Source organism: Pseudomonas sp. GW823-FHT02E01, assembly GCF_058797535.1.
This window is the reverse complement of the sequence record NZ_JBXAJS010000007.1, coordinates 322,622-339,887: the sequence shown is the minus strand read 5'-3', so window position 1 is coordinate 339,887 and position 17,266 is coordinate 322,622. Positions and strand designations below refer to the sequence as shown.

17 protein-coding genes are annotated in these 17,266 nt (G+C 58.6%); 6 read left to right on the top strand and 11 right to left on the bottom strand.

Annotation, left to right across the window (positions count from 1 at the left end; translation table 11 throughout):
- Nucleotides 1–184: 184 nt before the first annotated feature.
- The 9 genes from msrQ to mrcB form a co-directional block, all read right to left on the bottom strand.
- Complete coding sequence (gene msrQ / locus AC1RDQ_RS19540; protein WP_492587915.1) at nt 185–805, bottom strand: protein-methionine-sulfoxide reductase heme-binding subunit MsrQ; 621 nt, start codon at nt 803–805, stop codon at nt 185–187.
- Entirely contained in the window at nt 805–1,818 is a 1,014-nt protein-coding gene (gene msrP / locus AC1RDQ_RS19535) for a protein-methionine-sulfoxide reductase catalytic subunit MsrP (RefSeq protein ID WP_492587914.1), read from the bottom strand. Before msrP ends, msrQ begins: the two co-directional genes overlap by 1 nt.
- A gap of 58 nt (nt 1,819–1,876) precedes the next feature.
- On the bottom strand, nt 1,877–2,731 hold the full coding sequence (gene pssA, locus AC1RDQ_RS19530) for a CDP-diacylglycerol--serine O-phosphatidyltransferase (protein WP_492587913.1): 855 nt from the start codon (nt 2,729–2,731) through the stop codon (nt 1,877–1,879).
- 143 nt (nt 2,732–2,874) lie between these two features.
- The gene (ilvC, locus tag AC1RDQ_RS19525) at nt 2,875–3,891 is read right to left on the bottom strand and encodes a ketol-acid reductoisomerase (RefSeq protein WP_003228216.1); all 1,017 of its coding nucleotides are present in this window, start codon (nt 3,889–3,891) and stop codon (nt 2,875–2,877) included.
- A gap of 45 nt (nt 3,892–3,936) precedes the next feature.
- Entirely contained in the window at nt 3,937–4,428 is a 492-nt protein-coding gene (gene ilvN / locus AC1RDQ_RS19520) for an acetolactate synthase small subunit (protein ID WP_003205610.1), read from the bottom strand.
- A 2-nt stretch (nt 4,429–4,430) separates the two neighbouring features.
- On the bottom strand, nt 4,431–6,155 hold the full coding sequence (locus tag AC1RDQ_RS19515) for an acetolactate synthase 3 large subunit (protein WP_057716561.1): 1,725 nt from the start codon (nt 6,153–6,155) through the stop codon (nt 4,431–4,433).
- 483 nt (nt 6,156–6,638) lie between these two features.
- A complete protein-coding gene (locus AC1RDQ_RS19510; protein ID WP_090451421.1) occupies nt 6,639–6,974 on the bottom strand; it encodes a YqcC family protein in 336 nt (111 codons plus the stop codon).
- The gene (locus AC1RDQ_RS19505) at nt 6,974–7,711 is read right to left on the bottom strand and encodes a tetratricopeptide repeat protein (RefSeq protein ID WP_492587911.1); all 738 of its coding nucleotides are present in this window, start codon (nt 7,709–7,711) and stop codon (nt 6,974–6,976) included. Before AC1RDQ_RS19505 ends, AC1RDQ_RS19510 begins: the two co-directional genes overlap by 1 nt.
- Before the next feature lie 16 nt (nt 7,712–7,727).
- The gene (mrcB, locus tag AC1RDQ_RS19500; protein ID WP_057713283.1) at nt 7,728–10,046 is read right to left on the bottom strand and encodes a penicillin-binding protein 1B; all 2,319 of its coding nucleotides are present in this window, start codon (nt 10,044–10,046) and stop codon (nt 7,728–7,730) included.
- Between the two features lie 116 nt (nt 10,047–10,162).
- Between mrcB and AC1RDQ_RS19495 the strand changes: the two genes are divergently transcribed.
- From AC1RDQ_RS19495 to AC1RDQ_RS19480, 4 genes are all read left to right on the top strand, one after another.
- A complete protein-coding gene (locus AC1RDQ_RS19495) occupies nt 10,163–11,719 on the top strand; it encodes a bifunctional aminoglycoside phosphotransferase/ATP-binding protein (RefSeq protein ID WP_492587909.1) in 1,557 nt (518 codons plus the stop codon).
- Nucleotides 11,720–11,809: 90 nt separating this feature from the next.
- The gene (locus AC1RDQ_RS19490) at nt 11,810–12,154 is read left to right on the top strand and encodes a pentapeptide repeat-containing protein (RefSeq protein WP_492587908.1); all 345 of its coding nucleotides are present in this window, start codon (nt 11,810–11,812) and stop codon (nt 12,152–12,154) included.
- A 249-nt stretch (nt 12,155–12,403) separates the two neighbouring features.
- Nucleotides 12,404–12,676, top strand: coding sequence for a TfoX/Sxy family protein (locus AC1RDQ_RS19485; RefSeq protein WP_057713281.1), 273 nt, complete (start codon nt 12,404–12,406; stop codon nt 12,674–12,676).
- A 481-nt stretch (nt 12,677–13,157) separates the two neighbouring features.
- Nucleotides 13,158–13,475, top strand: coding sequence for a Rieske (2Fe-2S) protein (locus AC1RDQ_RS19480; protein ID WP_090451430.1), 318 nt, complete (start codon nt 13,158–13,160; stop codon nt 13,473–13,475).
- Here the strand turns inward: AC1RDQ_RS19480 and sfsA are convergent.
- Nucleotides 13,472–14,185, bottom strand: coding sequence for a DNA/RNA nuclease SfsA (gene sfsA / locus AC1RDQ_RS19475; RefSeq protein WP_492587907.1), 714 nt, complete (start codon nt 14,183–14,185; stop codon nt 13,472–13,474). The genes AC1RDQ_RS19480 and sfsA overlap by 4 nt on opposite strands.
- Nucleotides 14,185–15,357, bottom strand: a complete 1,173-nt coding sequence (locus tag AC1RDQ_RS19470) for a pyridoxal phosphate-dependent aminotransferase (RefSeq protein WP_489339233.1) — start codon at nt 15,355–15,357, stop codon at nt 14,185–14,187. Before AC1RDQ_RS19470 ends, sfsA begins: the two co-directional genes overlap by 1 nt.
- A gap of 333 nt (nt 15,358–15,690) precedes the next feature.
- On the opposite strand from AC1RDQ_RS19470, the gene dksA reads away from it, so the two are divergent.
- Together dksA and gluQRS are read left to right on the top strand one after the other, a co-directional pair.
- The gene (gene dksA, locus AC1RDQ_RS19465; protein WP_008053890.1) at nt 15,691–16,131 is read left to right on the top strand and encodes an RNA polymerase-binding protein DksA; all 441 of its coding nucleotides are present in this window, start codon (nt 15,691–15,693) and stop codon (nt 16,129–16,131) included.
- A 229-nt stretch (nt 16,132–16,360) separates the two neighbouring features.
- Nucleotides 16,361–17,257, top strand: a complete 897-nt coding sequence (gene gluQRS, locus AC1RDQ_RS19460; RefSeq protein WP_492587906.1) for a tRNA glutamyl-Q(34) synthetase GluQRS — start codon at nt 16,361–16,363, stop codon at nt 17,255–17,257.
- Nucleotides 17,258–17,266 lie beyond the last annotated feature (9 nt).

Here is a 17,266-nt window from a genome sequence, read left to right as displayed (position 1 = left end):
CGAATTCTACAGCGTTACACGCTGCTGTCAACACCTCTTTTTCAACTCCCTTTCGGCTTCGATGAACTGAAGCAACCCGCTATCGAAAACTGCGTAACTCTTTGTTTATCAAGGAGTTTTCCGTTTCGACTGCGCCGGAAGTGGGGCGAATTATAGACACCTGGAATCTGCCGTCAACCACTATTTACGCCTTTTTGGCAGAAGAGGCCTTTTTAGCCATTAGACGCGGGATTCGACGAGCCACAGGCGGTAGCCGCAGCATTAACAGCAACGCACCTATAGATGCATAGATCACCCACTCTTTCAGGTCGGCGCGAACAATCCAGAGCATATGCAGTAATCCAAGCCCGAGAATGGCATAAGCCAGGCGATGCAACTTTTTCCAACGGACACCCAATCGTCGCTGACTGTATCGATTGGAAGTCACCGTCAATGCCAGCAAACCAAAAAAACCCAACGCCCCGACAATAATGTAAGGCCGCTTGCGCAACTCGACACCCAACTGCGACCAGTCAAAACCAAGAATGAATGCGCAGTAGCTACCGAGGTGGAGCAGCACATAGGCAAAGCACCACAATCCCAACTGTCGCCGCACGGCATTCCACCCCGCCCAACCGGTGAGTCTCTGCAAAGGCGCCATACTCAAGGTTACAAGCAACAGAACAAGCGCCCCCAAACCCAATCGATCGACCAGCACCTTGCCCGGATCCGGCCCGAGGACATCTTCCCAGGCCTGGTACAGCCACAGTAGCGGCCACACCAGCACCACGACAAAGACACCGATAGGCCAAAACGGATAGCGCATCAGTAATTCTTCCTCAGGTCGAGCCCCGTATATAGAGAGGAGACCTCCTCTGAATAGCCGTTGAACATTTGCGTGTCGCGCACATTGGGCTTGAACAAGCCACTGGGCAGGCGGCGTTCACGCGCCTGAGTCCAGCGAGGATGATCAACGGTGGGATTCACGTTCGCATAAAAGCCATATTCATCCGCAGCAATACTCTGCCAGGTGGTTTTCGGCTGCTCGCTGACCAGACTGATGCGCACGATTGACTTGATGCTCTTGAAGCCATATTTCCAAGGCACCACCAAACGCAACGGCGCGCCGTTTTGATTAGGCAATTCACGCCCGTACATCCCCACTGCGAGAATCGCCAACGGATTCATGGCCTCATCCAGTCGCAACCCTTCCACATAGGGCCAGTCGATCAAGGCAAAACCGGAGCGCTGCCCCGGCATGCTTTTGGGATCCTGCAAGGTTTCGAAGCGGATGAATCTGGCTTTCGAGGTCGGCTCGACTTCCTTGAGCAAGGCCGAGAGCGGAAAACCGATCCAGGGAATGACCATCGACCAAGCTTCCACGCAACGCAGCCGGTAGATTCGCTCCTCCAACCGATAGGGCTTCATGAAGTCCTCCAGCGCATACCGCCCAGGCTTGCCCACCTCCCCGTCCACCACTACCGACCACGGCTCCGTCTTCAGCGTGCCGGCATTGGCGGCCGGATCACCTTTGTCTGTGCCGAACTCGTAGAAGTTGTTGTAGTGGGTCGCATCCTTGAACGGCGTGATCGCCTCATCCTTGACGCTGATCGCTCCCCACTGGGTAGCCGGAAGTTTTTCGCTGAACCAGGAAGGCGCCTTGCCGGGCTCGACATCCGGATAACGCACAGCATCGCCAGCGCTGGCCCATTGCGGCAGGCTGCCCAGAGCGAAGCCCGCAACCGTGGCGCCGAGCACTTTGCGTCGAGAAAGATAGAGGGATTCAGGCGTGACGTCCGACTCGAGGCAGTCGGACGTTCCGGGGACTTTGATCAGCATGGTTACTCCGCAGCTTTGGAGGACAGATGCACCCATAGACTGCGGAGTATGAGGGAAATTACGCGCTCTTGTTACGGCGAAGACGTAACAGATATTGAACCGGGCCGGAGGCTGCATAGGCGAGAAACACCAGCAGCAGGATGCGCGGAGGGTCACTGAACACCACTGCGAACACCAGCACCACGGCGAGAATCGCCACGAAAGGCACTCGCCCCTTCAGGTCCAGTTCCTTGAAGCTGTTGTACTTGATGTTGCTGACCATCAGCATGCCGGCCGCCGCAACCATCAGCGCAACCAGGAAGGACATCTTGGAACCCTGAATGCCGTAGTCACTGAACGCCCAGACGATACCTGCAACCACACCCGCAGCGGCAGGACTGGCCAGACCGATGAAGTAGCGCTTGTCCGCCGTACCGACCTGGGTGTTGAAGCGCGCAAGGCGCAAGGCCGCGCCCGCCACATAGATGAAGGCGACCATCCAGCCAACCTTGCCCATGTCACCCAAGGCCCAACCGAAGGCCAGCAATGCCGGGGCAACACCAAAGGCAACCATGTCCGACAGCGAGTCGTACTCGGCACCGAAGGCGCTCTGGGTATTGGTCATGCGGGCCACGCGCCCATCAAGACCATCGAGCACCATTGCGACGAAGATCGCGATGGCCGCGAACGCGAAATATTTGCTCGCATTGGCCGTGTCACCGGCACTCAAGGCCGCCTGGGCGCTCATTGAGTTGATGATGGAATAGAACCCTGCGAACAGATTCGCAGTGGTGAACAGATTCGGCAGAAGATAGATACCACGATGCCGGACTTTACGACCTTCGGCGTCATGCCCTTCCTCGACATGTTCATCGATGGGCAGCAGGCTTTCGGCGTCAGAAGCCTGGTTTGGCTCTTCGGGGCGTTCGCTCATGGACATTACCTTGCAACGGGTGGAAAGTTTGGACAGGTGTCTGGGACGACGGTTCGGCCGCAAACGATGCAGCTTTATACCAGAACCGGCCCCCCAAACGAAAAAACGCGGCCTAAGCCGCGTTTTTCGTACAAGCGCGTGACTTAGTTTTTAGCTTTGTCGACGATCTTGTTGGCACCGATCCACGGCATCATGGAGCGCAGTTGCTCGCCGATGATTTCGATACCGTGAGCGGCGTTGTTACGACGCTTGGCGGTCATCGAAGGATAGCCGGTAGCGCCTTCGCTGATGAACATCTTGGCGTATTCGCCGTCCTGAATACGTTTCAGGGCGTTGCGCATGGCCTGACGGGATTCGGCGTTGATGACTTCAGGGCCGGTCACGTACTCGCCGTATTCGGCGTTGTTGGAGATCGAGTAGTTCATGTTGGCGATACCGCCTTCGTACATGAGGTCAACGATCAGCTTCAGTTCGTGCAGGCACTCGAAGTAGGCCATTTCCGGCGCGTAGCCAGCTTCAACCAGGGTTTCGAAACCGGCCTTGACCAGCTCAACGGTACCGCCGCACAGAACGGCTTGTTCGCCGAACAGGTCGGTTTCAGTCTCGTCCTTGAAGGTGGTTTCGATGATGCCGGTACGACCGCCGCCAACGCCGGCAGCGTAGGACAGGGCGACGTTCTTGGCGTTGCCCGAGGCGTCCTGGTAGATAGCGATCAGGTCAGGGATACCGCCGCCCTTCACGAACTCGGAACGTACGGTGTGGCCTGGAGCCTTCGGCGCGATCATGATCACGTCGAGGTCAGCGCGCGGCACAACCTGGTTGTAGTGGATCGCGAAGCCGTGGGAGAAGGCCAGGGTTGCGCCTTTCTTGATGTTCGGCTCGATTTCGTTCTTGTACAGGGAGGACTGGAATTCGTCCGGGGTCAGGATCATGACCAGGTCGGCAGCTGCAACAGCAGAAGCAACGTCGGTCACTTTCAGGCCGTGGGCTTCAGCCTTGGCAACGGTAGCCGAACCTTTACGCAGGCCGACAGTCACGTCAACGCCGGAGTCTTTCAGGTTGCACGCTTGAGCGTGGCCCTGGGAACCGTAACCGATGATGGCAACTTTCTTGCCCTGGATGATCGACAGGTCGCAGTCTTTATCGTAGAAAACTTTCATGAATTTCCCCTATATCAGGCCGTTCAGGCCGTTCGCTAATTTGGTTTAGATGCTGAGTACTTTGTCGCCGCGGGCAATGCCGGTCACGCCACTACGGACGGTCTCCAGAATCGAGGCGGTGCCAATGGACTGGATGAAGCTGTCGAGCTTGTCGCTGGTACCGGTCAGTTGAACGGTATACACGCTGGCGCTGACATCGACGATCTGTCCACGGTAAATATCGGTAGTGCGCTTGATCTCGGCGCGCTGGGCGCCGGTGGCCTTGACCTTGACCAGCATCAGTTCGCGCTCGATGTGAGCACTCTCCGACAGGTCGACCAGTTTTACCACTTCGATCAGCTTGTTCAGGTTCTTGGTGATCTGCTCGATGATTTCATCGTGACCGACCGTGGTCAGCGTCAGACGCGACAGGGTCGGGTCTTCGGTTGGTGCCACAGTCAGGCTTTCGATGTTGTAGTTGCGCTGCGAGAACAGGCCAACCACACGAGACAGAGCACCGGGTTCGTTTTCCAGAAGCAAGGAAATAATGTGCCGCATGATTAGGTACGCTCCGTCTTGCTCAGCCACATATCGCGCATGGAGCCGTCTTTGATCTGCATCGGGTAGACGTGCTCGCTGGTATCGACCGAAATATCGATCACCACCAGGCGATCTTTCATGGCGAACGCTTCTTCCATCTTCGACTTCAAATCTTTCGATTCAGTGATGCGCACGCCAACGTGACCATAGGCTTCAGCCAGCTTGACGAAGTCAGGCAACGACTCCATGTAGGAGTGCGAGTGACGGCTGCCATAGCTCATGTCCTGCCACTGACGAACCATACCCAGAACGCCGTTGTTCAGAATGACGATTTTTACCGGCAAACCGTATTGCAGACAGGTGGACAGCTCCTGGATGTTCATCTGGATACTGCCTTCGCCCGTCACACAGGCGACGTCGGCATCCGGATAGCTCAACTGAATGCCCATGGCCGCCGGGAAACCGAAGCCCATGGTGCCCAGGCCACCGGAGTTGATCCAGCGGTTCGGCTTGTTGAACTTGTAGTACTGCGCAGCAAACATCTGGTGCTGACCCACGTCGGAGGTCACAAAGGCATCGCCATTGGTCACTTCGCACAGGGTTTCGATCACGGTCTGAGGCTTGATCTTGCTGCCGTCGCCCTTGTCATACGGGAACAGGCCGCGATCACCGCGCCACTCGTCAACCTGCTTCCACCAGCTGGCAACGGACTCCTTGTTCGGGGTCTCGCCGATTTCCTTGAGGATCGCGACCATTTCGGTCAGGACACTCTCAACCGGCCCCACGATAGGCACGTCGGCCTTGATGGTCTTGGAGATCGAAGCCGGGTCGATGTCGATGTGAATGATCTTAGCGTTCGGGCAGAACTTCGACGCGCCGTTGATGACACGGTCGTCGAAACGTGCGCCGACAGCGAGGATCACGTCAGCATGGTGCATCGCCAGGTTGGCGGTGTAGCTGCCGTGCATGCCGAGCATGCCGATGAACTGACGGTCGGTGCCAGGGTAGCCACCGAGGCCCATCAGGGTATTGGTTACTGGCAGGTTGAGCATCTTCGCCAGTTCGGTCAGTGGTGCGGAACCACCGCCCAGGATCACGCCGCCGCCCGAGTACAACACAGGACGCTTGGCCGCCAGGAGCATTTCTGCCGCCTTGCGGATTTGACCGGAGTGACCGCGAACAGCCGGGCTGTAGGAACGCAGCTTGGCTTTTTTCGGGAAGACGTATTCGAACTTCTCGGCCGGGTTGGTCATGTCTTTCGGGATATCGACAACGACCGGGCCAGGACGACCGGATTGCGCCAGGTAGAACGCCTTCTTCATGACTTCCGGGATTTCCGACGCGTGCTTGATCATGAAGCTGTGCTTCACGATCGGCCGGGAGATACCGATCATGTCGGTTTCCTGGAACGCATCGGTGCCAACCATGGTGCTAGGCACCTGGCCGGAAATGATCACCATTGGAATGGAGTCCATGTAGGCGGTGGCGATACCGGTGATGGCGTTTGTTGCGCCAGGACCGGAAGTCACCAGTACCACGCCGGCTTTACCGGTGGCACGGGCGTAGCCGTCAGCCATATGGGTAGCCGCTTGCTCGTGACGAACCAGGATGTGGGTCACTTCCGGTTCTTTGAACAGGGCATCGTAGACATGAAGAAGAGCACCACCCGGGTACCCGTAGATATATTTGACGCCTTCGTCACGCAAGAAGCGGACGAGCATCTCACCGCCAGATAAAAGCTCCACGTTGCTCACCTCTAAAACGCCAGAATACCGCCCACGAAAAATGGGACGGGTCTTAATAGGTTTACTTCTCGGCAGAGCATGAGCGACGGTGGTCGCCGACTACGTCAGCACTGACTGAGCAAGTATTGGGATCGTCCCAAGTGTTGCGGGGCTTTCCCACCCAGCGCGAGGTAACGCGTTGCGGGTGTAACAGGTCGACGCGGATATGCGCCTCATGATCTGCTGAGAGGGTCTGCTTCTGGCAGTCCCTGTACAGCGGACTTTGGATTCTTCTGTTTCGGCCTTCGCAAGTCAAGTCGTCTATGTGCTTTATTCTACTAAGCACATGAGAACGCAAGAAAAAACCCGTAAATCCACCCCGTGTTAGCTTTGATTGCGCAACTTTTGGCAAAAAATTGGCACGCGAATGCACTTACCCTGAAACGGCCGACAAAATAGAGAGATATTGTGAACAACTGCCAGCGGACACTGGCAGCTTCTGGCTCAGCGAGACGCGGTGATCAGTTGATCGAATTCTTTGAGCAGCACCTGTAACTGCCGATCCCTACCCTGGACATTGCGCCCGGCAAAGACCATTTCAGCCATTTCCTGAATGCCCGAAGCATTGGGTAGCGGCAAATCCTGCTCGAGGATCATCTTCATGCGTGGCAGGAAGATCCATTGCAGCCATTGCTCGAAATCCAGTGTGTCGACCGAAAACGGCTCGACACTGGAAAGCGCTTCGGCAGAGGGCGGGACTTCATCCCACCACCCTTGCACCCGCAACTCGCGCTCGATCAACAACAGTTGATCGGCGATTTTCAGAAAGCGCACATCCATCACAGCGTTACCTTGGCCTTCTGTCGAGCCAATGCCGCGCCTTGGGAGTCACCCTGTTTTTCACGCGCCTGGCCAATCAGTTCCCACAAGTTCGCCTGAAGGGCCGGACGGCCATTGGCAAAGGTCAGTCCACGGCGAGCGAACTGCTCGGCTTGGGCCGCATCGCCCTGAGCCATGCGTACCTGGGCCAGACGGAAAAGCACCTGCGGCTCACGCGGAGCAACGCGCTGGGCGCGTTCGAGGCTGGAGGAGGCACCATTGAGATCACCGCTCACCTGTTGCTGTTGAGCGGTGGTCAGCAAAGCCAATACCGGGCCGTCCAATTGCTCGTCGGCAGAAAGCCCGCCCGAACTGGCCGATGGAATCCCGCTTGGCGACGACGGCATGCTGTAGCTGCCCGGATTGATCGGCGCCGATTGGACCGGCGACGTGTCAATCGGCCCCGGCGTGATCGGACCCGGGGTAATCGGCGTGGTGCTGATCGGCGTCGAAGTCGTTGCCGCGCCTGGCACCATCACCACTACGCCGCTGTCACCTTGCGGAATCGCCTGGGTCTGCGACTGACCCTGCGCAGGGCGCTTGACGGTCGTCTGGCGGAAACCGCCATTGGCCGAGATCCGCTCACTGTTGGACACGGCGGTGCCGGAATCCACAACCGGAATCGAGCCACGTTGTACGCTAGAGCAACCGCTGAGCAAAGCTACGGCGGCAACCGCTGGAATCAACCACTTGTTCACTTGAAACCCTCTTTGCTTAATTCATCCAGCCCTTGACCCAGTCCATCACCGTCTCGGCAGGGTTTTCACCACCGCAAGCGGCACCGGGAGGCGGTTCGCTGCCGCGAATATACGGCATCTGCACGGCACCCGGGCAACCGGCGTCAGAACCTTGCCCGGTTCGCGAGTCCACCCAGGCCTGAACGACATTATCCGGCTGCGGCATGTCCAGCGGCAACGGGTCGGCCTTGCGCATAAAGCTGGTCCAGACCTGCAAGGCCCCGGTTGCGCCGGTGAATGGCGTCTTGCCGTTGTCGTCGCGACCCAGCCAGACCACCGCCAGCAAGTCCTGGCTGAAACCGGCAAACCAACTGTCTCGCGAATCGTTACTGGTACCGGTCTTGCCCGCCAGGGTCAGCGTCCTTGGCAACGCGTTATAAACCGAACTGCCGGTACCCTCACGCATCACCCGCTGCATGGCGCTCTGGATCAGGTAAATGGAGGCCGGATCAAAACGCTGCTGAATCTGGAACGGATAACGCTTGAGTGGCTCGCCCTCGGCAGTCAGCACGCTACGAATCCCGCGCATCGGCGTATTGAAGCCGCCGTTGGCGAGGGTCTGGTACATGGTCGCCACTTCGATTGGCGTCATGCCGCCGGCCCCGAGCAACATCGAAGGGAAGGCCGGGAATTCACGCGTCACACCCAGGCGCGCCACCGTCTTCAATACGTTCGGCACACCGACCGCCAAACCAAGACGCGCGGTCGACAGGTTGTAGGAATGCGCCAGGCCTTGATAGAGGAACACCGTACCGTGAGAACGGCGATCGTAGTTCTGCGGCTTCCAGACCTGACCATCCGCGCCTTTGACCGAGAAGGACTCGTCCGACAGCCAACTGGTCAATGTGTACTGGCTCGGTTTCTCCAGTGCGGTCAGATAAACAGCCGGTTTGATCAGCGAGCCGATCGGTCGTACAGCATCCAGCGCCCGGTTGAACCCGGCAAAACTGGCCTGGCGACTGCCGATCATGGCCTGCACTTCCCCGGTCTCCGGGTTGGTCACGACCATTGCCGCTTCGACGTCATCGGAACCCTTGCGTCCTGCCAGACGCTTGAAGGTGTCGTTGACCGAGGCCTCAGCCTTCATCTGCAGGATCGGGTCGAAACTGGTGAAGATGCGCAGCCCTTCTTCGGTCAAGTCTTCGTCGCGATAGTCTTCGCGCAACTGACGCTTGACCAGATCGAGGAAGCCGGGGAACGAGCTGTCCGCCAGACTGCCGCGCTTGGTCACGCCCAGCGGCATTTTCTTCGCTGCCTCAACCTGCTCGGCGGTCGCGACGCCCTGCTCTTGCAGCACATCGAGTACCAGGTTCCGCCGCTCGAGGGCACGTTCCGGATTACGACGGGGGTTATAGGAAGAAGGCCCCTTGACCATGCCCACCAGCAGCGCGACCTGATGCAGCTTGAGCTCGGCCAGCGGCTGGCTGAAGAAGAACTGGCTGGCCAGACCGAAACCGTGCACCGCACGCTGACCGTCCTGCCCGACAAACACTTCGTTGAGGTAAGCCTCAAGGATTTCGCGCTTGTCGTAGTGCAGTTCAAGCAGCAACGCCATCATCGCTTCGGTGAGTTTTCGGCTCAGGCTGCGCTCGTTGGTCAGGTAGAAGTTCTTGACCAACTGCTGCGTCAGGGTACTGCCGCCCTGACGCATGCGCCCGGACGAACCGTTGACCCAGATGGCACGGGCGATCGACTTCGGCGAAACACCAAAGTGATGATAAAAATCGCGATCCTCGACCGCCACCAGCGTTTCAAGCAGGTACGGTGGCACCTGATCGATCTTGATCAGAATCCGGTCTTCGAGGTTTTTCGGGTACAGGCCGCCGATCAGCAGCGGCTCCAGGCGCACCACCGACAGTTTCGAGCCTTTAGCCCCCGCCAACTCGGCCACGTAATCGCCGGAGAAACGCACCCGCACCGGTTGCGCTTGCTCCATGCCTTCATAGAACTGGAAGCCACGGGTATTCAGATCAACGGTATTGCCGTTGACCGACGCCGCCCCCGGACCGTTGGCCACGCTTTCGCGGCGATAACCCAAGGCATCGAGTTCGGTCAGGAAATCATCCCGGCTCAGCTTCTGTCCGACGAACAGCTCGAGCGGGCGCGCGTAAACCTTGGCCGGGATGGTCCAGCGCTTGCCGGAAAACTTCTCCTGGACGATCGCATCAAGGTAAACGGCGAATCCGGCCAGCACCACAAGGGCGACCAGACTGAGTTTAATGGCCCAGCCCAGCCACGGGCGCAGGCCCCTGGAGGGTGGTTTTTTCGGGGTACGGGGAGTTCGAGTACGAGTCATGGCGGCGGATTATACGCACTTTATTCATCCTCAACAGGAGCGCTCCGAGGTTTGCGTCAAGCGGACTTGCGGCCATAATGACGGCCTTGAATTTCCCAGACTCTGAAGGATCGCCTGTGAGCCAGTCCCTGATCGCTGCCCTGCACAACCCTGCCCTCTACCCGCATCCTGTAGAGGGATTCCAGGTCATCGAGACCCATATTTCCTGGGTACTGCTTACCGGCCCCTATGCCTATAAAGTGAAGAAGCCGGTCAATTTCGGTTTTCTCGACTTCACCAGCCTTGAGGCTCGCGGACACTTTTGCGCTGAAGAACTGCGCCTGAACCAGCGTCTGACCGACGATTTGTACCTCGAAGTGCTGCCCGTCACCGGCAGCGCCGAGGCTCCGCAACTGGGCGGTGAAGGCCCAGCCATCGAATATGTATTGAAGATGCGTCAGTTCCCGCAAAACGGCTTGCTCAGCACCCTGCAAGCCAATGGCGAACTGACCACCGCGCACATCGACGAGATGGCCGAGCAAATCGCCCGCTTCCACCTCAGCGCGCCGAAAGTGCCGGCCGGGCACGAAGCCGGCACCCCGGACAGCGTCATGGCGCCGGTGCGGCAGAACTTCGAACAGATTCGTCCGTTCCTCAGCGACAAAGCCGACCTGTTGCAACTCGACGCCCTGCAAGCCTGGGCCGAAAGCAGCTTCGAGCGCCTCAAACCGCTGCTCGCCCAGCGCAAGGCCGAAGGTTTCATTCGTGAATGCCACGGTGATATCCATCTGGGCAATGCAACCGTGATCGACGGCAAGGTCGTGATCTTCGACTGCATCGAATTCAACGAACCGTTTCGCTTTACCGACGTTTATGCCGACACCGGTTTCCTGGCGATGGACCTGGAAGATCGCGGCCTGAAGTGCCTGGCACGTCGCTTCATCAGCCAGTACCTGGAGCTGACCGGCGACTATCGCGGTCTCGAACTGCTGAACTTCTATAAAGCCTACCGCGCACTGGTTCGCGCCAAGGTTGCCCTGTTCAGCATGCCGGCCGACGCCACTGCGGTGCAGCGCGCCACGACCTTACGCCAGTACCGCAACTACGCCAACCTGGCCGAAAGCTACAGCACCATTCCTTCACGCTTCATGGCCATTACCCACGGTGTTTCCGCTGTCGGCAAGAGCCATGTCGCCATGCGCCTGGTCGAAGCCCTGGGCGCGATTCGCCTGCGTTCCGATGTCGAGCGCAAGCGCCTGTTCGGCGAGCAAACCGTCGAGAATGACGTGCAGGCCGGCATCTATAGTGCCGACGCCAGCGCAGCGACCTATGCCCGCCTGCATGAAATCGCCGACGTCATTTTGCGTGCAGGCTTCCCGGTGGTGGTCGACGCCACTTACCTCAAGCGTGATCAGCGTGACAGCGCCGCGAAAGTGGCCGAAGCCACCGGCGCACCGTTCCTGATCCTCGACTGCAATGCGCCACAGGCCGTGATCGAAAGCTGGCTGGCCGTTCGCCAGGCAGACAAGAAAGACCCGTCCGACGCCACCCTGGCTGTTATCGCAGCCCAACAAGCCAGCCGTGAAGCGCTGACACCCGCAGAAATCCTCTGCAGCAAGCGTGTCCAGACCAATGAAAGCGGGACGCTCGATACCGTTGTGGAGCAAATTCGCCAGCGCCTGCCAGGGCTGTAAGAACTATTTCAGTCGTGAGGCCCTCGCTGGCTTCACGACTGTCAAATAGTGGCACTATACTGGCGTCATAAAAACATCAGGTGATGCGACATGAGCCAGCCAAAACTTCTCGACACACCGCTATATGCCCTGCTGCACAAAGACGACATCAAAGGCTTCAACAGTGAACGCCCCAAGGATGGCCCCATCGACATGGTGGGTGGAGATTTCCGGGGGCTGGACCTGCGCGAACTGAATGCCGACGGCGTGGATTTCAGCGACGCCTACTTCCGTTCCGCCGACTTGCGTGGCATCGATTTTCGCAAAGCGAACCTGAAAGGCGCGAGCCTGGCCCACGCGCAGATCTCCGGTACGTACTTTCCAGTGGAACTCAGTGCCGACGAAATCCTGATGTCGATGAACTTCGGCACGCGATTGCGCTATCGCACCCGCTGATCATCGTCGCTGACTGACACGTCCGGCGCCTCTCGTTGCGCTGGACGGTGGGGATGTTCGCCCTTTGTTTCCAGATTCTTCCCCGCCTCTCTCTCCACTGCGCTCATAGACTTGTTCATGCACTGCCAATGCTCGTTTCTTAGAAGCATTTGCGTCGTAAACGAGCAAACAATCACGCTTTTCCTACTGATGGCTACACTCCTCAGAAGATTGCCCACGCTCTCCATTCGGCCATCGCAAGGAGGCTTGATGAATGATGAACTGCAACACCTGAAGAATCTTGGCAAGACGTCAGCGCAATGGCTGCATGCCGTGGGCATCCATAGCGCTTCGGACTTGCGTCGCCTCGGGGCGGTGGATGCTTATCGGGCCGTGCGCACGCGCGGTTTTCGGGCGTCCAAGGTGTTGTTGTACGCAATTGAAGGCGCCCTGATGGACGTTCACTGGAATGATATTCCTGCCGAGCGCAAGGAAGCCCTGAACAAACAACTGGAAGCCATCTCTACACGCAACAAGAATTGATCCGACAACTATTTCTGAAGTTTTGCAACCTGGAACCCAATGATTGCGGGGCCTGCAGACACAAATCCGGCAAATCGCAAGGAAATCGAAAAACAGCGGTTGACTTGGTAATGAGAATCGATATGATTATCACAACTGGTCGCGAGACTGGTCGATATTCTGAAAAGCCCTTGGTTCGGACTCTCGGATTATCTCCTCATCAGGCTAATCACGGTTATTTGACCCGGCTCTTGCCGGGTCTTTTTTTGCCTGTGGAAAAGTACTGACAGGATGCCGCGATGGATGCTCCATGCAGATCACGACGACGCGGGTGGTCAGGCGCATAAACAGCTTTCTTTGAAGGTTTCCCGGGCATCGAATGATCAGGCCAAGTATCCTCGACGACAGGCACTTGTCCCCGGCGGGCAAGACCGCCATTTGATAGCATTTAACCGCCCAGCTCGGACATATCCCGTCACGAGTTGCGGGACCGAGGATAGACATGAAGTTGCTTTGCGCAGGCGCCGAGTTGGTCAATGACAGCAGCCGCGGGTTCGACATCGATGACCAAAAGTTTTTTGCAGTGCGCCGCAGCGGACAGGTTTACGTCTACATCAATCGCTGCCCGCACCGGGGCGTTGCCCTGGAGTGGCATCCCGACCAGTTTCTCGACCCCAGCAACAGCCTGATCCAGTGCGCCACCCATGGCGCACTGTTCCTGATCGAAGACGGTGAATGCGTCGCCGGCCCTTGCGCAGGGCAAGCCTTGACCAGCGTGGTCTGCCGCGAGGATGAACAAGGGATCTGGATCAGCCTTTAGCTACCAGGCAACACGTCCAGACGTCGGTCGACCAGCATTTCTTCGTGGCTCAACCGCACACCGTAAGCCAACACCTCGACACCACAGGCAATCGCCTCACGCAAGGCTTGCGCATAAGCGGCATCGATTTCCTGCGCCGGGCGCACAGCCTCGATGTCGGTCAGGCAAACACAGTACAACTGCACCGCGCGAATACCGTCCCTCGCCAGGTGGGCCAGCTCCCGCAAGTGCTTGGCGCCACGCTGGGTGACCGCATCGGGAAACGCCGCCACCGCCGTACCGTCGAAGCCCAGGGTCACGCTTTTGACTTCGACGTAGGCCGGCCCTTCGGGGTAATCAAGGCGGAAATCGATACGACTGTTTTCCTGACCATAAGCCACTTCACGCTTGAGCCCGGTAAAACCGTTCAATTCGGTAATGACGCCCGCCCGTAGCGCTTCTTCGATCAAACCATTGGCTCTGGCGGTATTCACGCAAAACAGCCGCCCTTGCGGGGTTTCACCGACCTCCCAGGTGCCAGGTAACTTGCGTTTCGGGTCGTTGGAGCGACTGAACCAGACCTGCCCGCCTTCGACCTGACAATTGAGCATCGAGCCAGTGTTCGGGCAGTGAATGGTGAGCAATTCGCCGCCAACGGTTTCGATATCGGCGAGAAATCGCTTGTAACGTCGGATCAGGCGCCCTTCTTCGAGGGGAGGATGAAAACGCATCAGCCTTGCCAGCTCCGCAACCCACGGGCAATGCGCTCGACCGCCTCCTGCAAACGCTCGAGATTTTGCGTATAGGCAAACCGCACATGATGCCCGGCCTGATAACGCCCGAAATCCAGCCCCGGGGTGAATGCCACGTGCTCGGTTTCGAGAAAGTGTTTGCAGAACGCGAAGGCATCGCCGCCGAACTTGCTGATATCGGCGTACAAATAGAAAGCCCCTTCCGGCTCCACGGCAATACCGAAGCCCAGTTCACGCAAGGCCGGCAACAGGTAATCCCGACGCCGGCCAAATTCGGCGCGACGCTCTTCGAGAATGCTGATGGTTGCCGGCTCGAAACAGGCCAGCGCAGCGTGCTGCGCCATGCTTGGAGCACTGATGTAGAGGTTCTGGGCGAGCTTTTCCAGCTCACCGACGGCCGCGTCGGGGGCCACCAGCCAGCCGAGCCGCCAACCGGTCATCCCGAAGTACTTCGAAAAGCTGTTCAGAACGAATGCACTGTCGTCGACTTCCAGCACGCTGGCCGCATCGGTGCCGTAGGTCAGGCCGTGATAAATCTCGTCGACCACCAGATGACCGTGGCGCTCCTTGATCGCGACAGACAGCTTCGCCAACTCGTCGCGGGTCAGGATCGTGCCGGTTGGATTGGCTGGCGACGCCACCAATGCGCCGACGCTGTCGTGGTCCCAATGACGCTCGATCAGGTCCGGCGTCAATTGATAGCGCACCTCCGGACCGACCGGCACCAGTTGTGCCGCGCCTTCGACCAGCCGCAGGAAATGCCGGTTACACGGGTAGCCCGGATCCGCCAGCAACCAGTGTTTACCGGGGTCGACCAGCAAAGCGCTGGCCAGCAGCAACGCGCCGGACCCGCCAGGCGTGATGAGGATGCGCCGCGGATCGATGTTCAAACCATAACGCTGCTGATAGAAGCCCGAAATGGCCTCGCGCAGCTCTGGAATGCCGCGTGCGGCGGTGTAGCGGGTCTTTCCCGCTGTCAGCGCAGCCTGGCCGGCCCGGATGATCGGTTCGGCGGTGGTGAAGTCCGGCTCGCCGATTTCCAGGTGGATCACATCGTGGCCGGCGGCCTGCAATTCATTGGCCCGCGCCAGCAGCGCCATGACATGGAAAGGTTCGATCGCGCGACTGCGGGCACTGTAGGGCTGAGCCATTGGCCTTCCTTCAACGGAAAAAAAACCGATTCTACCCAAGCGCAGGAACGAGCGAGAACCTAAAGCGGTCAGAGGCCTTGTAAGGCCGATCACAAACGACTCAGGCGCGCGCGCAAGGTTTGACTAAAATCAATAATTGAGCAGGGTTCCAGAGCCACCAGACAACGGTTTGTCATCATTTGCAAGCACCCTGTGCCGCGAGCTCGACATCCGGGAGTAGCGCGGCCCGAGTTGATCTGGTAAGTTCGCCCGCTTGCAGCCGCAGGGCCGGCAGGTGTCGGTGATGGAGCAATCCTGCGCAGATGGATTACAAGAGTAGAGGCGGTCTATTTCATGTCCACCCAAGCAAAGCAGCAAAACCAGACGATCAGCGGCTTCGAGCCCTATGTTCAGAAAACCGGCGAAGAGTACATGGGCGAGCCCATGCGCAAGCACTTCACCAAGGTTCTGAATCAGTGGAAGAAAGAGCTGATGGAAGGTGTCGACAAGACCGTGGACCACATGAAGGACGAAGCGGCCAACTTCCCTGATCCGGCAGACCGTGCCAGCCAGGAAGAGGAATTCGCCCTCGAACTGCGTGCCCGCGATCGTGAACGCAAGTTGATCAAGAAGATCGACAAGACACTTCAGTTGATCGAAGACGAAGAGTACGGCTGGTGTGAGTCCTGCGGCATCGAGATTGGCGTCAAGCGCCTCGAGGCGCGCCCTACCGCCGACCTGTGCATCGACTGCAAGACCCTGGCGGAAATCAAGGAAAAGCAAGTCGGCAAATAATTGCGACTTGAACGAAGAACGGAGCGTGCGAACGCTCCGTTTTTGTTTCCAAAATTCGCTGATGCCCGTTGCGATTAAAATCGCCATCACTGTAGGAGCGAGCTTGCTCGCGATGAACCTGAGAACGCCGAGGGGTACCAGGCTCCCGGCGTTATCGTTGACGGCAATCGCGAGCAAGCTCGCTCCTGCAGGAATCTGACGACAGCCTGGAATAAGTAGCCTTGCCCTGATGACCGCCACCACCTCCCCCACCTACATCGGGCGTTTCGCCCCGACGCCCAGCGGCCATCTGCACTTCGGCTCGCTGGTCGCCGCGCTGGCCTCCTACCTTGACGCGCGCTCGGTGGGCGGACGCTGGCTGATGCGTATGGAAGACCTTGATCCGCCCCGTGAAGTACCCGGCGCCCAGGCGGCCATACTCAAGGCACTGGAAAGCTATGGCTTTGAGTGGGATGGCGGCCTGGTTCGCCAAAGCGAGCGGCACGATGCCTACGCCGAGGTGATCGATCGCCTGTTCAATCAAGGCCTGGCCTACGCCTGCACCTGCTCGCGCAAACAGCTGGAGCCGTATCACGGAATTTATCCGGGCTTGTGCCGCAATGCCGGCCACGGCACTGAAGATGCGGCCATCCGCCTGCGCGTACCGGAACTGGAATACCATTTCATTGACCGGGTGCAGGGCCAATACCGACAGCATCTGGGGAGGGAAGTCGGCGATTTCGTGATCCGCCGCCGCGACGGGCTCTACGCTTATCAATTGGCGGTGGTCTTGGACGACGCCTGGCAGGGCATCACTGATATCGTTCGCGGTGCCGACTTGCTGGACTCCACGCCCCGCCAGCTCTACCTGCAAGAACTGCTCGGCCTGCCTCAACCTCGTTATCTGCATATCCCGCTGATTACCCAGCCTGATGGCAACAAACTCGGTAAATCCTACCGTTCGCCGCCGTTGACCGAGGATCAGGCAACGCCCCTGCTGCTGCGGGCGCTACGGGCGCTGGGACAGAACCCGGGAACCGAACTGACGTACGCCACGCCACGGGAAGTGCTCAATTGGGGCATTGCCCACTGGGATGCCTCGCTGATCCCGCGCACACTGAGCCTGCCCGAGGCACAGCGATTGTGATCGCACTTG